Below are 17450 nucleotides of genomic sequence, written 5' to 3'. Positions count from 1 at the left end.
ACGTCATTGCCAAGCTTCGGCTTGGCAGCACGCGGCCCGCCTGCATCGGTGGGCGTTCGTGCCGTATCCCGGGCCTTCACGCCAAAAAAAAGGCCGCGGGCGAACCCGCGGCCTCAGTCTAGGGAGGAAACGCCCAAGAAGTGCGTTACGCCAACGTCCACGCCGAGGCGCGACCGTTGCCGCACTGCACAATATGATCGCGCTCCCTCCCGACTTCAAGGGGAAAACGAATTCATCATTCATTACATTAAGTTAACGGGAATGCGAGGTATCGCGAACGGGATAGCGCCTAGTAAGTTTTGCTGCACCGCACCATGACTTTTCGTGAAGAGACATGACCCAAAGGACAGCAGACGCCGGACCTTGGGACCATCGTCTTGAGCTTGACGGCCGGCGTTCGGAACCAAGCCCGTCGATGGTCGTTTCGTAGTGGTCCCATGTCGGGTGTCCGCCAGGACGGTCCGAACGTCCGGACTGCGGAACGCCCTGCCGGCGGCCAATAAGGAGAAGAAGATCGTGAGCAGGCTCGTCGTCGTATCCAACCGGGTGGCCCTGATGGAAGAGGGCAAACAGGCGGCCGGCGGTCTCGCCGTCGCCATCCTGGCGGCCTTGAAGAAGACCGGCGGTATCTGGTTCGGGTGGAGCGGCAACGTCGTCGACGGCGAGTCCCAGGCGGAACCGACCCGGACGGAAGCCGGCAAGCTGACCTACGCCACGCTGGATCTGGGCCGCCGCGACCACGAGGAATATTACAACGGTTTCGCCAACCAGACCTTATGGCCGCTGTTCCATTACCGGTTGGGCCTGATTTCGGTGAACCGGCGCACGCGCGAGGGGTATGAGCGGGTCAACGCCTATTTCGCCGACAAGCTGGAGCCGCTGCTGCGCCCCGACGACATGATCTGGGTCCACGACTACCACCTGATCCCTTTCGGCGACGAGTTGCGCCGCCGCGGCTGCTCGCAGCGGATGGGCTTCTTCCTGCACACGCCCTTCCCGCCTCCGGAACTGCTGACCGCCCTGCCCAACCACCGCGACCTGATCCGCGAGCTGTGCGCCTACGATCTGGTCGGCTTCCACACCGCCACCGACATGCGCGGCTTCTGCGACTATATCCGCACCGAGACCGACGGCACGGTGGAGCAGCGCGGCGCCTACGGCACGGCCATGATCCGCGCCTTCGGCCGCACCCTGCTGGCGAAGGTGTTTCCCATCAGCATCGATACTCCGGCGCTGGAAAGCCTGGCCCGCACCGCCGGCCGCTCGCGTCAGGCCGAACGGCTGCGCGAGAGCCTGGTCGGCCGCCGCCTCATCATCGGCGTCGACCGGCTCGATTATTCAAAGGGGCTGCCGCAGCGCTTCGCCGCCTTCGAACAGCTTTTGGAAAGCTATCCGGAGCATTGCAACCGCGTCTCCTTCCTGCAGGTCGCACCGCCCTCGCGCGAGGACGTGCCGGAATACATCGCCATCCGCCGCGAACTGTCGGAGATGGCCGGGCGCATCAACGGCCGCTTCGCCGAGTTCGACTGGCAGCCGATCCGCTACCTGAACCGCAGCTTCGGTCAGCGCATTCTCGCCGGCTTCTACCGGTTGGCCAATGTCGGTCTGGTGACGCCGTTGCGCGACGGCATGAATCTGGTCGCCAAGGAATATGTCGCCTGCCAGGACGCCGACAATCCGGGCGTGCTGGTGCTGTCCCAGTTCGCCGGCGCCGCACACGAGATGGGCGAGGCGCTGATCGTCAACCCCTTCGACATCGAGGGCGTCGGCGATGCGCTGCAACGGGCGCTGACCATGCCGCTGGGCGAGCGCAAGGAACGCCACGCCGCCCTGATGCAGACCTTGCGGCGTCATGATATCGGCTGGTGGCGTGAAAGCTATGTGGACGCGTTGACCCGCGCACCGTATGACTTTCCGGTCACCTGAGCATCCGCTCGGCCCACCAACACCGCAGATCCGGATCCATGGCCGTCGACCTCGCCCCCGCCGCTCCCGGCACCGCCGGCTCCCCCATTCTCGTCGCCGACATCGGCGGCACCAACGCCCGTTTCGGCCTGATCGACGGCCGGGTCGTGCGCGACACCCGCGTGCTGCGCTGCGCCGACTACGCCTCGATCGAGGATGCGGCGACCGCCTATCTGGCGGCGGTCGGGCTGGCGGCGGCCGGCAGCCCCGGCCGGCCGCGGCGCGGGGCCTTTGCGGTGGCCGGTCCGGTCACCGGCGACACCATCGCCATGACCAATCTGGTCTGGCAGTTCTCCGTCAGCCGGGTGCGGGACGCCCTGGGGCTGGAGGGCTTGGTGGTCATCAACGATTTCACCGCCGTCGCCCTGTCGGTGCCGCGCCTGGCCGACGAGGACAGGCGCCAGATCGGCGACGGCGCGCCGCAGGCGGGGGCCGTCGTCGCGGTGCTGGGACCGGGAAGCGGGCTCGGCGTGTCGGGGCTGGTACCGGGCGCCAACGGCCGCTGGACCGCGCTGTCGGGCGAGGGCGGCCATGTCACCATGGCGCCGACCAGCGACCGCGAGAGCGCCGTGCTCGGCCAGCTGCGCAAGAGCTTCGAGCATGTCTCGGCCGAACGGGTGCTGTCCGGGCCGGGCCTCGTCAACCTCTACGGCGCTTTGTCGACCCTGGACGGACGCGGGCCGGCCGCCCTCACCCCCGCCCAGGTGGCTGACAATGCCCTGAGCGGCAGCGATCCCCATTGCGTGGAGGCGGTGGAGATGTTCTGCGCCATGCTCGGCACCGTCGCCGGCAATCTGGCCCTGACGCTGGGCGCGCGCGGCGGCGTCTATGTCGCCGGCGGCATCGTGCCGAAGCTGGGAACGCTGTTCACCCACTCCCGCTTCCGCATGCACTTCATGGAGAAGGGCCGGATGCGCGACTTCCTGGCCCCGGTCCCCACCTATGTCGTCACCCACGAACTGCCCGCCTTCCTGGGATTGGCCGAGGCTGCCGGGACGGAGTGACGCTCGGCCGGCGGGGGTGCGACCGATCGCGCACCCCATCGGTGCTTCCCCCTATTGCCCGACTTGCTGCTTGAACCGGCAGGGCGGCCCGCACATGGTTGTTCCCAACCCTTTCGGATTCGCTTCGGAACACCATGCCTGTCGACCTCCGCGTCCGTTTCCTGCACCCGACGGGCGCCATCGGCCCCGGCAAGATCGCGCTGCTGGAAGCCATCGACCGCACCGGCTCGATCTCCGCCGCGGCGCGCTCGCTGGACATGACCTTCCGCCGCGCCTGGTTCCTGGTGGAGACGATGAACACCGCCTTCCGCGACCCGGTGATCCGCACCAGCGTCGGTGGACGCGAGGGCGGCGGGGCCGGCCTGACCCCGCTGGGGCAGGAGGTCGTCGCCCGTTACCGCCGGACGCAGGAAGAGGCGCGCAAGGTTGCGGAGCCGCACCTGCGCTGGCTGGACGAAGTGCTGAAGGAGGAGGCGCCGGAAGCGAAAGCCGCGACGGGGGCCGCCGGGACGAAGCCGACGGCCGGCTGAACCCTCCCCTGATTTGCCAGCCGATTTGCCGCTCAAGTCACCGGCACGGCCGATCCAAGTCGCCGGCAAAACTTAGCGAAGCATTGCCGTCCGTTTTTTCTTCCATGCGCGCGGTGCAGCCCAGGGCAACCGGAAGCCCGATGGTGGGGTGCGGCGATGCGCCTTACATATGGCCCTGTTGCCGCTCGGCTCCAGCGTGATCGAACGGCAACAACGCTTTTCCCGACCCGACCTCCTCCTCCGGCACCCGGACGGGCCGCAGCCGCGGCGCCGCGCCGCCTTGCCTTGCTTCCGAGCCGAACCCCGCCATGCTCTCCTTTCCCCTGCCCATCAGCGCCGCCGACGCCTTCGGTGCAGCCGCCTTTGCCGGTTCGTGCCTGTGGCCGCTGATGAAGAAGCGCCGTGCCCTGCTGGCCGGGCAGGCCGCGACCAACCTGATGTTCATCACCCACTACGTGCTGCTCGGTGCCCACACCGCGGCGGCGCTCTGCCTGCTGGTGGTGGCTCAGGCCCTGGCCGCCCTGCCGGAAGGGCGGAGCCGCTGGCAGACGGCGGTCTTCGCCGCCACGGTGCCCGGCATCGCCGCCATCGCGCTCTTCACCTGGTCCGGCCTGCCGTCGGCACTGTCCAGCCTGGGCATCACCTTCTCCACGCTCGCGCGCTGGCAATCGGACGCCGTGCGCATGCGCATGCTTCTGCTGGTGGCCGGCGGCTTCTGGATCAGCCACAACGCGCTGGTGATGTCGCCCTTCGCCATGGCGTCGGACGCCTTCTGCGCCGCCGCCAACCTGCTGCGCCTGCGCGGCGGGTTCCGCAAGGGCAAGGCACCGGAAGCGGTGCCCGCGGCCAATGCCAATGCGGTGTCGGACACTGGTCAGGGTGGCCCCGTGCAGGGCGGTCTCGCCGCCGCCTGAACCGTCCTGCCGGAACGGGCTAATGCCTCCGGACGGTGTTCCCTGTCCGGAGGCGATCGAATTGGGCACTGGCGCACCGGAACCGTCACGCTTAAAAGAGGCCTCGTGCACCGCAACGGCAGCGACGAAGGACGGCCCATTCATGCTGAAGCGTCTTTACGACTGGACGATGGCCAAGGCTGCGTCGAAGGATTCGACCGCCTGGCTGGCCGGGGTGTCCTTCGCCGAAAGCTCCTTCTTCCCGCTGCCGCCGGACCTGCTGCTGGTGCCGATGGTCATCGCCAACCGCAAGGCGGCGTGGAAGCTGGCGACGATCTGCACGCTGGCCTCGGTCGTCGGCGGCATCGCCGGCTACATGATCGGCTATTTCCTGTACGAGACGATCGGCCGCTGGGTGATCGAGTTCTATCACCTGACCGACAAGTTCGAGCAGCTGCGCCTGACCTTCGTCGAGTACGGGGCGGAGATCCTGATCATCAAGGGCATGACGCCCATCCCCTACAAGCTGCTGACCATCACCGCCGGCGTGGCGCACCTGCCGCTGTGGGTGTTCATCGGCGCGTCGATCATCTCGCGGTCGATCCGCTTCTATCTGGTGGCGGCGCTGCTGTACTTCTTCGGCCCGCCGATCCGCGCCTTCATCGAGAAGCGGCTGACCCTGGTCACCAGCGTGTTCGCGGTGGCGCTGATCGGCGGCTTCCTGGTGGTGAAGCTGCTGTAGGCGGCCGCCTCTTTCCAGGCCGCCCCCTTCCAGACAGACAGGTTCTCCATGCCTCCGCGCGGACGTCCGCCCCAACCCAGCCGCGCCCGCTCCCGGATCGCCGCCCCCGCCATCCCGTCCGCTCCGGCCCCGGACGGCGTCGATCAGCGCAAGCTGTTCCGCGTCGCCGGCCTGGCCGCCGTCTCGGCCATCTTCGCCCATGAACCGGAGCGGGTGGAGCGGCTGTTCTTCGACGAGCGGCTGAAGCCGGCGGTCGGCGGCTTCTGCAAGGCGATGGCGGCATCCCGCAAACCCTACCGCATGGTGGAGGCGGAGGAACTGGCGAAGGTCGCCGGCACGGTGCTGCATGGCGGGGTGGTGGCGCTGATGGCGCCACGGACGCTGCCGCTGTTCGACACCGAGGCCGCGCGCCGGGCCTCGGAACCGCTGCTGATCCTCGACGGCGTCGGCAACCCGCACAATCTGGGCGCCATCCTGCGCACCGCCGCCTTCTTCGGCCTGCCCCGCGTCCTGGTCTCCGACCATCCGGGCCAGGCCCTGCCGTCGGAGGCCGCCTATCGCGTGGCCGAGGGCGGGTTCGAGTGGGTTGTGCTGGAGCGCGCGCCGGCCCTGCCGGCCGTGCTGAAACGGCTGCGGGCCAGCCATCGGGTGTTCGGGACGGCCCTGGACCAGACCCGGCCGACGGTCGATGCCGGCGCGCTGGCCGGCTGGCGGGGCAAGCAGGATACCAAGCCGCCCGCCGTCGTGCTGGGCAACGAGGAGAACGGCATCCCGTCGGCAACGCTGGCGGCGTGCGAGGCGGTGCTGACCATTCCCGGCAGCGGGCGCGTCCAGTCGCTGAACGTCGCCGCCACCGCCGCCATCCTCATCCACGCACTGGCAACCGGCTGACGACCGCCGGACAAGGCCGTTTAGCCGAGCGCCGCGATCATCACCACCGCCACCAGGGCGACGGAGGCGAGCGGCAGCATTTCCACGCCGTTCCGCTTCCAGCTCGGCACGTCGCCATGGTGGCCACCGGCATGGCCGTTGGCGATGTCGTCGGCCCAGCCGTGGCGCGAGGGCACCGCACCGGGAGCCGACACCGCCGGGGCTGCCGGGTTCGCCATGTCCACCACGCCGTCGCCGCGGTGGTAATCGCCGGTCTGCCGGGCCGGCGCCGGGTTGGGGCGGCCCCGCATCAGACGGGAATCGTCCAGTTCGACCTCGACGCCGGCCGCCTCGACGCGCTCGATCACCGCGGCGGTTTCCTCCGGCGTCATCGTGTCCACGGGCAGGATGCCGCCCAGCGCCTCGGCGCTCAGGCGGTTGCCGTTGCGGCGGCCGTGGTCGATCAGCGACTGGATCAGGCGGTCGTCGGTGGTGCTCGCCATGATGGCTCTCCTTTTTCAGGTTCCTCCTGGGTCACAGGATCAAACGCGCGGAACCGCCGGAAGGTCCATGACCTGGACGCGCCCAGCCTCTTCCCCTGCATCCTCCCCTTCCCTGCGCCACCTTGCCGCGGCCCGGCCGCCACCCGACATAAGAGGTCACTCGAACGCACCGTTATCGATCCCACGGATCGTCATTGATGGGAGACCCGACCATGCTGGGGCATTTTCTGCGCAAGCCGGCGACGCTGCCGACGCCGGAGGAGGCGCTGCCCGGCCGCAGCCAACCGATCCCGGTTCCCGAACAGCATCATGTCAACGGCCACCGCCTGACCGCGCCCTATCCGCCGGGGCTGGAGGTTCTCGACCTCGGGCTCGGCTGCTTCTGGGGGGCGGAGCGCAAGTTCTGGCAGGTTCCCGGCGTCTGGGTCACCGCCGTCGGCTATCAGGGCGGCCACACCCCGAACCCGACCTATGAGGAGGTCTGTTCCGGCCGCACCGGCCATACCGAGGCGGTGCGCGTCGTCTACGACCCGGCCATGGTGACGACGGAGGATCTGCTGCGCGTCTTCTGGGAGTCGCACGACCCGACCCAGGGCATGCGCCAGGGCAACGATGTCGGCACCCAGTACCGGTCCGCCGTCTACACCCACAGCCCCGCCCAGAAGGCGGCGGCGGAAGCGACGCTGGCCGCCTACCAGGAGCGGCTGGCCCAGGCCGGCTACGGCCCGGTCACCACCGAGATCCGCGAGGCCCCGCCCTTCTACTTCGCGGAAGGCTACCACCAGCAGTATCTCGCCAAGAATCCCAACGGCTATTGCGGGCTTGGCGGCACCGGCGTGACCTGCGCCGCATGATGAAGCGCCGATGAAAGCTTGAGTGTGGCGCTCCTGCCGGGCTTGGCCCTTGCGGTTGCGCCGCACCGGCCCTTGCGGGTATGGTTCCGGCGGCTCTTGAAAGCTCCGGCGGCATCATCCCGTCGGAGCGCCGCCCGTCCAGCTGCGATTGTCATGACCAAGGAAAGAACCGAGCTGGCGACGCCGTATCTCAGCGGCCTGCTCGAATTCTGGCTCACCAAATCCGTCGCCGGCCGTCCGCCGGTCCCCAGCAGCATCGCCCCGGCCGATCTGCGGCCGTGGAAGGACAACATCGCCGTCTTCGAGGTGATCGGGGAGGAAGCCGGCACCTTCGTCTACTCCTATTACGGCAGGGCATTGGCCGCCGCCTTCGGCCAGTCGCGGCTCGGCGCCACGCTGGACGATCTGCCGCCGGAACAGCGCGCCGTCCTGCAACCGGAATACGAGACGGTGCGCCGCGAGCGGCTGCCCGTCGCCCGCGTCCACACCGCCGTCTTCGGCGGGCGCACCCGCAGCTTCGAACGTCTGGTCCTGCCGATGTCCAGCGACGGGACCAGCATCGACAAGCTGCTGGTCGCCGCCTACGAAATGACGCCGCGTGAGCTGGCGGCCCGTCCGCCGACACACTCCCCCGGGCCGGCCCCGGGGCCGGGCGGCGGCTCCTCCGGTCCAGTCCCCCTCACCGTTCAGAAGCCGGGAGCCTCGGCATGACCCCGCGTATGCCGCATCTCGCCGCCCCGCCCACCCAGGCGGGCGTGGTGACCGCCGACGAGTTCAATCTGTGGTGCGCGCTGAACGGCCGCCCCTTCAACCTCGTCCCCAACCCGCGCCCCGACGGCCGCGTGATGTGGGACGTGGAGGTCCTGCCCGGCACGCCGCGCGCCGGCACCGTCTATTCGACCAACCTGTCGGACGAAGCGCTGGCGGTGGTCGCCGGCTTCGCCTTCCTGTCCGGAGTCGAATGGGCCTATGAGGCGCGCGACCCGGCGGAAGCCGCGGCTCCCTCCGCCCCGTGCGACGCTGCCCCGGAGCCCGCCGCGACCTTGCCGGAGGCTGCTGCCCCCTGCGCGCCCGTTGCCGCCCCGGCCGTCCCTTGCGCGCCCGCCGCCCCGGCGGAGCCGATGGACTATCCCGCACTCTATTCGCTGCCCACCGTATCGCTGCTGCAGACCCCGCCGCCGCGCCCGGTGCAGCAGCATGACGAAGCGGTATTGGCGCGTAACGCGCGGATGCTGGAAACCGTCCTGAAGAACTTCCGCGTCCGCGGCGAGATCATGGATGTCCGCCCCGGCCCGGTGGTGACGCTCTACGAGTTCGAGCCGGCGCCCGGCACCAAGTCGGCCACCGTCATCAACCTGACCGACGACATCGCCCGCTCGATGAGCGTGGTGACCGCCCGCATCGCCATCGTTCCCGGCCGCAGCGTGATCGGCGTCGAGCTGCCCAACCCGGTGCGCGAGATGGTCTACCTGCGCGAAAGCTTCGACCACGACGCCTTCCGCAACACGACGGCCCAGCTCGCCATCGCCCTCGGCAAGGACATCAGCGGCGAGCCGGTGGTCGCCGACCTCGCCCGCATGCCGCATCTGCTGGTCGCCGGAACGACGGGCTCGGGCAAGTCGGTGGCGATCAACACCATGATCCTGTCGCTGCTCTACCGGCTGCCGCCGGAGCGCTGCCGCTTCATCATGGTCGACCCCAAGATGCTGGAACTGTCGGTCTATGACGGCATCCCGCATCTGCTGACCCCCGTCGTCACCGATCCCAAGAAGGCGGTGGTCGCCCTGCGCTGGGCCGTGCGCGAGATGGAAAGCCGCTACGAGGCGATGTCCAAGCTCGGCGTCCGCAACATCGAGGGCTACAACGCCCGCATGGCCGAGATGATCGCGGCCGGCGAGAAGATGCCGCGCCGCGCCACCCCGCCCGGCGAGCCGGAGAACGTCTTCGACCTGACGCCGCAGGAACCGACGCCGCTGCCCTACATCGTCGTGATCGTCGACGAGATGGCCGACCTGATGCTGGTCGCCGGCAAGGAGATCGAGGCGGCGATCCAGCGCCTTGCCCAGATGGCGCGCGCCGCCGGCATCCACCTGATCATGGCGACCCAGCGCCCCTCGGTCGACGTCATCACCGGCACCATCAAGGCCAACTTCCCGACCCGCATCAGCTTCCAGGTCACCAGCAAGATCGACAGCCGCACCATCCTCGGCGAAGCCGGGGCGGAACAACTGCTCGGCCAGGGCGACATGCTCTACATGCAGGGCGGCGGCCGCATCACCCGCGTCCACGGCCCCTTCGTCTCCGATTCGGAGGTCGAGGAGATCGTCCAGTACGTCAAGGCCCAGGGTGCCCCCAACTACGTCACCGCCATCACCGAGGAGGAGGAGGAGGCCGCCGCGGTGGAGGACGAGGACGGCGGTTCGGCCGCGACCGGCGACGACCTCTACATGCAGGCCGTCAACCTCGTGGTCCGCGAGGGCAAGGTGTCGGTCAGCTTCATCCAGCGCCAGCTCCAGATCGGCTACAACCGCGCCGCCCGGCTGGTGGAGCGGATGGAAACCGAACGCGTCGTCGGTGCCGCCAACCATCAGGGCAAGCGCGAAGTCCTGCTGTCCCACGCCGGCCTGTCGGCCAAACGCGCGGGGGTTTGACCAATCCGCCAGGATCCCCTCTTCCCCAGGGAGAGGGAAAGGGCTCTCCGACCGGTAAAGGGCAAGCAAGCAAGAGGTTCCCCTTGGACCCGAAGCCTCATTTCGAGACCCTCGCCCGCTACAACCGCTGGGCCAACCGCCGCCTTTATGAAGCCGCGGCGTCGCTCTCCGATGCGCAGTTCCGCGAGGATCGCGGCGCCTTCTTCGGCTCGCTCCGCGGCACGCTGAACCACATCCTGGTCGCCGACCGGGTATGGCTGGAGCGGATCGAGGGGTATGGACCCAAGCCGTCGTCGCTCGACGAAATCCTGCATGACGATTTCGCCGGCCTGCGCGCCGCCCGCGAAGCGGAGGACGAGCGTCTCCTGCGCGTCGTGGCATCCATTCCGGTGGACCGGTTCGACTCGACCCTTTCCTACCGCAGCATGGCAGGCACGTCCCACGAACTGCCCTTCGGCCAAATCCTGACCCACGTCTTCAACCATCAGACCCATCACCGTGGGCAGGCTCACACGCTGGTGAGCCAGTTCGGGCTGGATGCACCGTCCGTCGACTTCGTCTACTTCCTGCTGAATCCGCAATGACCCGACCGATCGCCGATCTCGCCGCTCTGGAAGCCCTCTATGGCGAGCCGGCCGCCCGCTCCATCGCCAAGGAAGTGCCGGCGCTCACCCCCGGCTACCGCGCGCTGATCGAGTCGTCCCCTTTCTTCGTCCTCGCCACCAGCGGTCCGGGCGGGCTGGACGCCTCGCCGCGCGGCGACGGGCCGGGTTTCGTCCGGGTGGCGGACGACCGCACCCTGCTGATCCCCGACCGCCGCGGCAACAACCGCATCGACAGCCTGCGCAACATCCTGGCCGATCCGCGGGTCGGACTGCTGTTCCTGGTGCCGGGCCTGAACGAGACCCTGCGCGTCAACGGCACCGCGGTGATCGACGCCGACCCGGCGCTGTGCGAGGGCTTCGCCGTTGACGGCAAGGCGCCGAAGTCGGTGCTGGTGGTCACCATCGAGACGGTGTTCTTCCAGTGCGCCCGCGCCCTGCTGCGTTCCCGCCTGTGGGATCCGGCGGCACAGGTGGCGCGAAACGGTCTGCCATCGGTGGGAACGTTGCTGGCGGAAGCCAGCGCCGGGCGCGAAGGCGGCGAGTCCTATGACCGGGTGGCGGCGGAGCAACTGCCGAGGACTCTCTATTGAGCTACCGCCATCACTGTGCGGCGAGGCTTTCGGCAATCTGAAGCTGTCCGCCGCCGTCCGGGATCCTGATGGTGAAGACGGAGCCCTGGTCGCGCGCGCTCTCCACCGCCAGGCTCCCGCCATGGGCGGCGACGATCTTCTGCGCCATGTAGAGGCCCAGCCCCGACCCCTTGGTCCCGCGTGAGGACGAGGCGCGGAAATAGATCGAGCCGATGCGCTCCACCTCGTCCGGGCTCATGCCGCGACCACGGTCGGCGACGCGGATGAAGATCCCGCCCCCGCCGTCGCCGGCGGTCACCCGGACCGGCGTGTCCGCAGCCGAGTAGCGCAGCGCGTTCTGCACCAGATTGCCGATTGCCACCCCCAGGAACGGCGCATCGACGAGCAGCGGGCGATCGGGCGTCTCGACGGACAGGTCCAGACGCTCCTCCGCCTCCGTTCCCGTCAGGCCGCCCAGCACCTCCTCCATCAGCTGGCCCAGCGCCACCGGCTCCGGCTTCAAGGCCAGCGCCCCCTGGTCCAGCGCATCGGCGGACAGGAACAGGTCGACCAATTCCGCCATCTTGCGGGTGGTGGTGCGGATGCGCTCCAGGCGGGTCAAGGCTGACGGGACCTCGACCGCACCCGACAGCTCGATCATCTGGGCCGCGCTGTCGATTGAGGCAAGCGGGGTGCGGAACTCGTGCGACAGCATGGCGACGAAGCGGCGCTGCTCTTCCGCCCGCTTGGTGGCGAAGGCCGATTCCTCGCGGGCGCGCAGCCGCTCCGACTGCATCCGGCCGATGCGCAGAGTAAGGCCGGTGCCCAGCACCAGCACCGCCAGCATCGAGCAGATCTGGTAGGGATCGGCGATGGCGAAATCGGCCGGCAGCATGCCGCGCAGGGACATCTGAGCCAGCAGGAGCCCGCCGAGCGAGATCAGCGTGCTGCCCAGATAGAAGCGCGGGGTGAGGTCGTCGGGATTCAGCCAGACCATCCGCGCGGTCAGCACCAGCGCGATCACCACCACGACCAGCGCCGACAGCGTCACCACCGGATTGGTCAGGGCATAGAGCGGCGATACCGTCGTCGGCAGCATCAGCAGGGTCAGCAGCGCCAGCCCCTGGCAACAACGGCGCAGCCGGGGTGCCCGGTTCCGCAGGTCGAGGATATAGACCCACATGATGAGTCCGGCGGCGAAGCCCAGGAAACCGCTGCTGCCCACCATCATGTTCATGAACCAGCCCGGCATGTCCGGCAGCAGGGCCGCGCCGATGCCGTTGGCGAACAGATAATAGCAGGAGACGGTGGCGGCGTAGCCGCTGTAGGCCAGCAAAGCCCCGTCGCGCAGCAGCAGGCCCAGCGCGGCATAGCCCAGCGCCAGGATGCCCAGCACCCCCAGGAACAGCCCCTGGAACAGCAAATCCGTCGTCTGGTGGCCGGCATAGGCGCTGGGCGCCCACACCCGCGCCGACAGCCGGATGGCGCTGACCGAATCGACGCGCAGATAGAGCGAAACCGGCTTTCCTTCCGGCAGGGTCAGCGCCACGGCATGCAGCCGGGTCTTCATCGGGCGCTGGCTGAAGGGAACGAAATCGCCCAGTCGGACCAGCCGATAGGCGCCAGGCTCCCGAGGCCGGCCGGCGACGGCGGTCGCCTTGGGGATGAACAGGTCGAGATGGTCGATATAGGCTTCGCCCATCTCCAGGAACCAGTCCGCCGGGGCGCCGGCTTCGCGCATCAGGTCGAACCGGTACCAATGGATGTCGCGGGTCTGGCCGGCGCCGCGGAAATCCTCCCGCGGCTCCATTCGCCCCTCGGCGTCGGCATTGAGGATGTCGGCGAAGTCGAGTTTGCGGTCGGGATCGATCAACCGGGCGAAATGGCCGGCCAGCGTCGCGCTGGCGGTGGATGGTCCCAGCAGCAGTGGCGGGGCACCCGGTTCCGCCGCGCCCGCCGCACCGGCGGACCGGAGCAGAATCACCCAGAACAGGACGAGAAATACAACCGTCCAGCGAAAACGAACGGATGGTGAAACCACAGGACCGGCATCGTACCGGGCGCTGCCGCTCTGTCGGGCCGGCATGCCGTCGTCCCCGCCGTTGTTCACGTCCTTCGTCATCGCAGCGTATCGGTAAAGATAAAGTTTTAGGGAAAGATTAAGCGGCTATGCCTTTCGTCCTCGCACTTACCCAACCCGTCAGATGCGCGAAGGAGACAGTTTGAACTCCACGACGGCGTCGGTGGAGGCCAAAGCGCCGACCAGCGCCATCGGATCGGGATCGCCCTTTCCCTGCAGCACCAGCTGGCATTCGAACTGGCCGCTGCCGCTTGCGAGATGGAAGGCCCAGTCGACCACCTCGAACCCGTGCTTCTTCGCCTGCAGCCGCAAGTCCTGCGGCTGCGGTGCCTTGTCGCGGGGAAAGACCAGGGTCAGGTGGATCACCGACTGGTGGGGCAGCAGCCGCTCGATCGGCCGCAGCAGGCTCATCACCAGGATGGTCAGCACCGCCGCGGCGACGGCGACCGCGTAGAAGCCGAGCCCGATGGTGATGCCGATGGCGGAAGTCGCCCAGATCGACGCGGCGGTGGACAGGCCGCGAATCGACAGCCCCTCGCGCATGATGACTCCGGCACCGAGGAAGCCGATGCCGGTCACGATGCCCTGGATCACCCGCGTCGGGTCGCCGGTCAGCGCGGCCCCCTGCGGCGCCCCCTGCGTCCCGATGCCGCCATACCACATCGAGGGGAAGGCGTTGACCACCGTCAGCGCGGCCGACGCCAGGCAGACCAGCCCGTAGGTCCGCATCCCGGCCGCCCGCCCGTGATAGCTGCGCTCGTATCCCAGCAGCAGCCCGACCGCCAAAGCTCCCAAAAGATGCAGGAGGATCAATCCGTTGGTCGCCAGCTCGGCCGGGGACCAGTAGGAGCGCAGCAAATCCATGACCCATCCCACTCCCGGCTGGAAATTCCCACCACGGCCCTGATGCCAGTCTAGCGCAGCCGGAGCGCCAGCGCCTATGTGGCGCGCGGCACCAATCCGTCACAGGCCGCAAACGGCCCCGCTTGACCTGTATCAATTGCAGTCAGTCGGAAAGTACCGATACTAAGGGTCGAAAACCGGTACCTAAGGACCAGCCTTAATGGCTGGCATCCCGGCCGGCTCGAACTGTTCCCGCTCCGACCGAGAGTGCCGCCATGAGGCCCATCACCTCCCCCGTCCTGTCCCATCCCTCCGACCGGAAGGCCACCGACTCCGCGCCGGCACCGACCCGCCGGGCCGAAGGGCTGATGTTCCTGTGGCTGGCGGTGCTGGTCTGGCCGGTGATCGCCGTTGGCACCGTCTCCGCCTACGGTTTTTCGATCTGGATGTACCAGCTCCTCACCCACTGAGTCTCGCCCTATGCCCCGCGCCCCCGAGATCCACATCTCCAGCCTCGTCATCCAGCACAGCCCCGACCGCACCGACGCGGTGCGCGAGGCGGCGGCATCCGTCGCCGGGCTGGAATGGTGCGCGGCGGAGAACGGCAAGGCGGTGGTGACGCTGGTCACCGCCAGCGCGGCCGAGGTCGTCGACCGCATCGCCCTGCTGAACGCCATCCCCGGCGTGCACACCACGACCATGGTCTACCACCACTACGAACCCGCGGACGCGATCGACGCAGCCTGACGCCCCTTCATCGGGTTCCCCGTCCAGGCGCGCCGCATCCGCCCTTTCCCGAATGAATTTCCTCCAAGACTGGAGTCTGCCCGCCATGTTCCTCTCCCGCCGCGATTACCTGAAGGCGCAAGCCGCCGCTGCCGCCGCCGCGGCGGCCGGAATCTCGCTGCCCGCGTCCGCCGCCAACATCCTGACCGGCGAAGGCGCCAAGCTGACCTGGTCGAAGGCGCCCTGCCGTTTCTGCGGCACCGGCTGCGGCGTGATGGTCGGCGTCAAGGACGGCCGCGTGGTCGCCACCCACGGCGACGTGAAGGCCGAGGTGAACCGCGGCCTGAACTGCGTGAAGGGCTATTTCCTGTCCAAGATCATGTATGGCGAGGACCGGCTGAACCAGCCGCTGCTGCGCATGAAGGACGGCAAATACGACAAGGAAGGCGAGTTCGAGCCGATCACCTGGGACGCCGCCTTCGACATCATGGCCGAGAAGTGGAAGGAGACCCTGAAGAAGAAGGGGCCGACCGCCGTCGGCATGTTCGGCTCCGGCCAGTGGACCATCTACGAAGGCTATGCCGCCTCCAAGCTGATGAAGGGGGGCCTGCGCTCCAACAACCTGGATCCGAACGCCCGCCACTGCATGGCGTCGGCGGTGGCCGGCTTCATGCGCACCTTCGGCATGGACGAGCCGATGGGCTGCTACGACGACATGGAGCAGGCCGACGCCTTCGTGCTGTGGGGCTCCAACATGGCGGAGATGCACCCCATCCTGTGGACACGCGTCACCGACCGCCGCCTCAGCCATCCCGGCTGCAAGGTCGCCGTCCTCTCGACCTACGAGCACCGCAGCTTCGACCTCGCCGACATCGGCCTGGTCTTCACCCCCGGCTCCGATCTGGCGATCCTCAACTACATCGCCAACCACATCATCAAGACCGGCCGGGTGAACAAGGACTTCATCGAGAAGCACTGCAACTTCAAGCGCGGCCGCGACGACATCGGCTACGGCCTGCGTCCCGACAACCCGCTGGAGAAGAAGGCGAAGAACGCCGACAAGGCCAACGACTCCGACCCGATCAGCTTCGACGAGTTCGCCAAGTTCGTCGAGCCCTACACCCTGGACAAGGCGCACGAGCTGTCGGGCGTGCCGAAGAACCGGCTGGAGGCGCTGGCCGAGCTGTATGCCGACCCGAAGGTGAAGGTCGTGTCCTTCTGGACCATGGGCTTCAACCAGCATGTCCGCGGCGTCTGGGCCAACAACCTCTGCTACAACATCCATCTGCTGACCGGCAAGATCTCGCAGCCCGGCTGCGGCCCCTTCTCGCTGACCGGCCAGCCCTCGGCCTGCGGCACCGCGCGCGAGGTCGGCACCTTCTCGCACCGGCTGCCGGCCGACATGGTGGTGACCAACCCCGAGCACCGCAAACACGCCGAGGAGATCTGGAAGCTGCCGGAGGGGACCATCCCCGAGAAGGTCGGTTACCACGCCGTCCAGCAGGACCGCATGCTCAAGGACGGCAAGCTCAACGCCTACTGGGTCATGTGCAACAACAACATGCAGACGGCCCCGAACACGGCGAAGGAGACCTTCCCCGGCTACCGCAACCCGGAGAACTTCATCGTCGTCTCCGATCCCTACCCCACCGTGACGGCGCTGGCCGCCGACCTGATCCTGCCCACCGCCATGTGGGTGGAGAAGGAGGGCGGTTACGGCAACGCCGAGCGCCGCACCCAGCTGTGGCGCCAGCTGGTCGATGCGCCCGACGGCGCGCGGTCCGATCTGTGGCAGATCATGGAGTTCTCCAAGCGCTTCGCCGTGGAAGAGGTCTGGCCGGAAGAGCTGCTGAACAAGAAGCCGGAGCTGCGCGGCAAAACCCTTTACGACGTGCTGTTCCGCAACGGCCAAGTCGACCGCTTCCCGCTGTCCGACCTCGACCAGGCCTACAACAACTTCGAAGCCCGCCAAGCGGGCTTCTACGTCCAGAAGGGCCTGTTCGAGGAATATGCCGCCTTCGGCCGCGGCCATGGCCACGATCTGGCGCCCTTCGAGCAGTACCACCAGGAGCGCGGCCTGCGCTGGCCGGTGGTGGACGGCAAGGAGACCAAGTGGCGCTATCGCGAGGGATCGGATCCCTACGTGAAGGCCGGCGAAGGCATGCGCTTCTACGGCAACAAGGACGGCAAGGCCAACGTCTTCGCCCTGCCCTACGAGCCGCCGGCCGAAGCCCCCGACGCCGACTACCCGTTCTGGCTGTCGACCGGGCGCGTGATCGAGCACTGGCACAGCGGATCGATGACGCTGCGCGTGCCGGAACTGCGCAAGGCCTTCCCCAACGCCGTGGTGTTCATGCATCCCGACGACGCCAAGGAGCTGAACGTCCGGCGCGGGCAGGAGGTGCGCGTCACCTCCAGGCGCGGCGAGGTCCGGGTGCGGGTCGAGACGCGCGGACGCAACAAGCCGCCGCGCGGCTTGGTCTTCGTCCCCTTCTTCGACCACACGGTCCTCATCAACAAGGTGACGCTCGACGCCACCGATCCCATCAGCAAGCAGACCGACTACAAGAAATGCGCGGTCAAGATCACGCCCGTCGCGAACGCCTGAGGAGTGC

Annotated in this window: 17 protein-coding genes; 14 read left to right on the top strand and 3 right to left on the bottom strand. The window is 68.2% G+C overall.

Annotated features, from left to right (window positions below; translation table 11 throughout):
• The first annotated feature begins 516 nt into the window (after positions 1-516).
• From otsA to JHL17_RS34405, 6 genes are all read left to right on the top strand, one after another.
• A complete protein-coding gene (otsA, locus tag JHL17_RS34430; protein WP_200199164.1) occupies positions 517-1926 on the top strand; it encodes an alpha,alpha-trehalose-phosphate synthase (UDP-forming) in 1410 nt (469 codons plus the stop codon).
• A 38-nt stretch (positions 1927-1964) separates the two neighbouring features.
• Positions 1965-2969, top strand: a complete 1005-nt coding sequence (locus tag JHL17_RS34425; RefSeq protein WP_200199163.1) for a glucokinase — start codon at positions 1965-1967, stop codon at positions 2967-2969.
• 134 nt (positions 2970-3103) lie between these two features.
• The gene (locus JHL17_RS34420) at positions 3104-3499 is read left to right on the top strand and encodes a winged helix-turn-helix domain-containing protein (protein WP_200199162.1); all 396 of its coding nucleotides are present in this window, start codon (positions 3104-3106) and stop codon (positions 3497-3499) included.
• A 308-nt stretch (positions 3500-3807) separates the two neighbouring features.
• Positions 3808-4413 (top strand): YgjV family protein, encoded by a 606-nt coding sequence (locus tag JHL17_RS34415; protein ID WP_200199161.1) that lies wholly within the window; start codon positions 3808-3810, stop codon positions 4411-4413.
• A gap of 142 nt (positions 4414-4555) precedes the next feature.
• Positions 4556-5134 (top strand): YqaA family protein, encoded by a 579-nt coding sequence (locus JHL17_RS34410; RefSeq protein ID WP_042704661.1) that lies wholly within the window; start codon positions 4556-4558, stop codon positions 5132-5134.
• A gap of 48 nt (positions 5135-5182) precedes the next feature.
• Positions 5183-6025 carry a TrmH family RNA methyltransferase gene (locus JHL17_RS34405; RefSeq protein WP_200199160.1) on the top strand — a complete coding sequence of 281 codons (843 nt, stop codon included), beginning with the start codon at positions 5183-5185 and terminating at the stop codon, positions 6023-6025.
• A 20-nt stretch (positions 6026-6045) separates the two neighbouring features.
• Here JHL17_RS34405 and JHL17_RS34400 read toward each other — a convergent pair whose 3' ends face one another.
• A complete protein-coding gene (locus JHL17_RS34400) occupies positions 6046-6507 on the bottom strand; it encodes a hypothetical protein (RefSeq protein ID WP_200199159.1) in 462 nt (153 codons plus the stop codon).
• A gap of 212 nt (positions 6508-6719) precedes the next feature.
• Between JHL17_RS34400 and msrA the strand changes: the two genes are divergently transcribed.
• From msrA to JHL17_RS34375, 5 genes are all read left to right on the top strand, one after another.
• Entirely contained in the window at positions 6720-7361 is a 642-nt protein-coding gene (gene msrA, locus JHL17_RS34395) for a peptide-methionine (S)-S-oxide reductase MsrA (protein ID WP_200199182.1), read from the top strand.
• A gap of 153 nt (positions 7362-7514) precedes the next feature.
• On the top strand, positions 7515-8072 hold the full coding sequence (locus tag JHL17_RS34390; protein ID WP_200199158.1) for a PAS domain-containing protein: 558 nt from the start codon (positions 7515-7517) through the stop codon (positions 8070-8072).
• Positions 8069-10012 (top strand): DNA translocase FtsK, encoded by a 1944-nt coding sequence (locus tag JHL17_RS34385; RefSeq protein WP_200199157.1) that lies wholly within the window; start codon positions 8069-8071, stop codon positions 10010-10012. The genes JHL17_RS34390 and JHL17_RS34385 overlap by 4 nt, the downstream gene beginning before the upstream one ends.
• Positions 10013-10095: 83 nt before the next feature.
• Complete coding sequence (locus tag JHL17_RS34380) at positions 10096-10596, top strand: DinB family protein (protein ID WP_200199156.1); 501 nt, start codon at positions 10096-10098, stop codon at positions 10594-10596.
• On the top strand, positions 10593-11207 hold the full coding sequence (locus JHL17_RS34375; RefSeq protein ID WP_200199155.1) for a pyridoxamine 5'-phosphate oxidase family protein: 615 nt from the start codon (positions 10593-10595) through the stop codon (positions 11205-11207). Before JHL17_RS34380 ends, JHL17_RS34375 begins: the two co-directional genes overlap by 4 nt.
• Positions 11208-11217: 10 nt before the next feature.
• On the opposite strand, the gene JHL17_RS34370 is transcribed toward JHL17_RS34375, so the two are convergent.
• Together JHL17_RS34370 and JHL17_RS34365 are read right to left on the bottom strand one after the other, a co-directional pair.
• On the bottom strand, positions 11218-13308 hold the full coding sequence (locus tag JHL17_RS34370) for a sensor histidine kinase (protein WP_200199154.1): 2091 nt from the start codon (positions 13306-13308) through the stop codon (positions 11218-11220).
• A gap of 78 nt (positions 13309-13386) precedes the next feature.
• Entirely contained in the window at positions 13387-14130 is a 744-nt protein-coding gene (locus tag JHL17_RS34365) for an MgtC/SapB family protein (RefSeq protein ID WP_200199153.1), read from the bottom strand.
• Positions 14131-14384: 254 nt separating this feature from the next.
• Here JHL17_RS34365 and JHL17_RS34360 point away from each other — a divergent pair, with 254 nt between their 5' ends.
• The 3 genes from JHL17_RS34360 (at position 14385) to napA (ending at position 17443) form a co-directional block, all read left to right on the top strand.
• Positions 14385-14579: a periplasmic nitrate reductase, NapE protein gene (locus JHL17_RS34360; RefSeq protein WP_200199152.1), complete on the top strand. Its 195-nt coding sequence runs from the start codon at positions 14385-14387 to the stop codon at positions 14577-14579.
• Positions 14580-14589: 10 nt separating this feature from the next.
• On the top strand, positions 14590-14856 hold the full coding sequence (locus JHL17_RS34355) for a chaperone NapD (RefSeq protein ID WP_200199151.1): 267 nt from the start codon (positions 14590-14592) through the stop codon (positions 14854-14856).
• An 85-nt stretch (positions 14857-14941) separates the two neighbouring features.
• Positions 14942-17443, top strand: coding sequence for a nitrate reductase catalytic subunit NapA (napA, locus tag JHL17_RS34350; protein WP_200199150.1), 2502 nt, complete (start codon positions 14942-14944; stop codon positions 17441-17443).
• Positions 17444-17450: the final 7 nt, after the last annotated feature.

This window comes from Azospirillum endophyticum, from assembly GCF_016595245.1.
Taxonomy (GTDB): Bacteria; Pseudomonadota; Alphaproteobacteria; order Azospirillales; family Azospirillaceae; genus Azospirillum; species Azospirillum endophyticum.
Note: the sequence above shows the minus strand (reverse complement) of the source record. Positions and strands in the feature narration are given on the sequence as shown.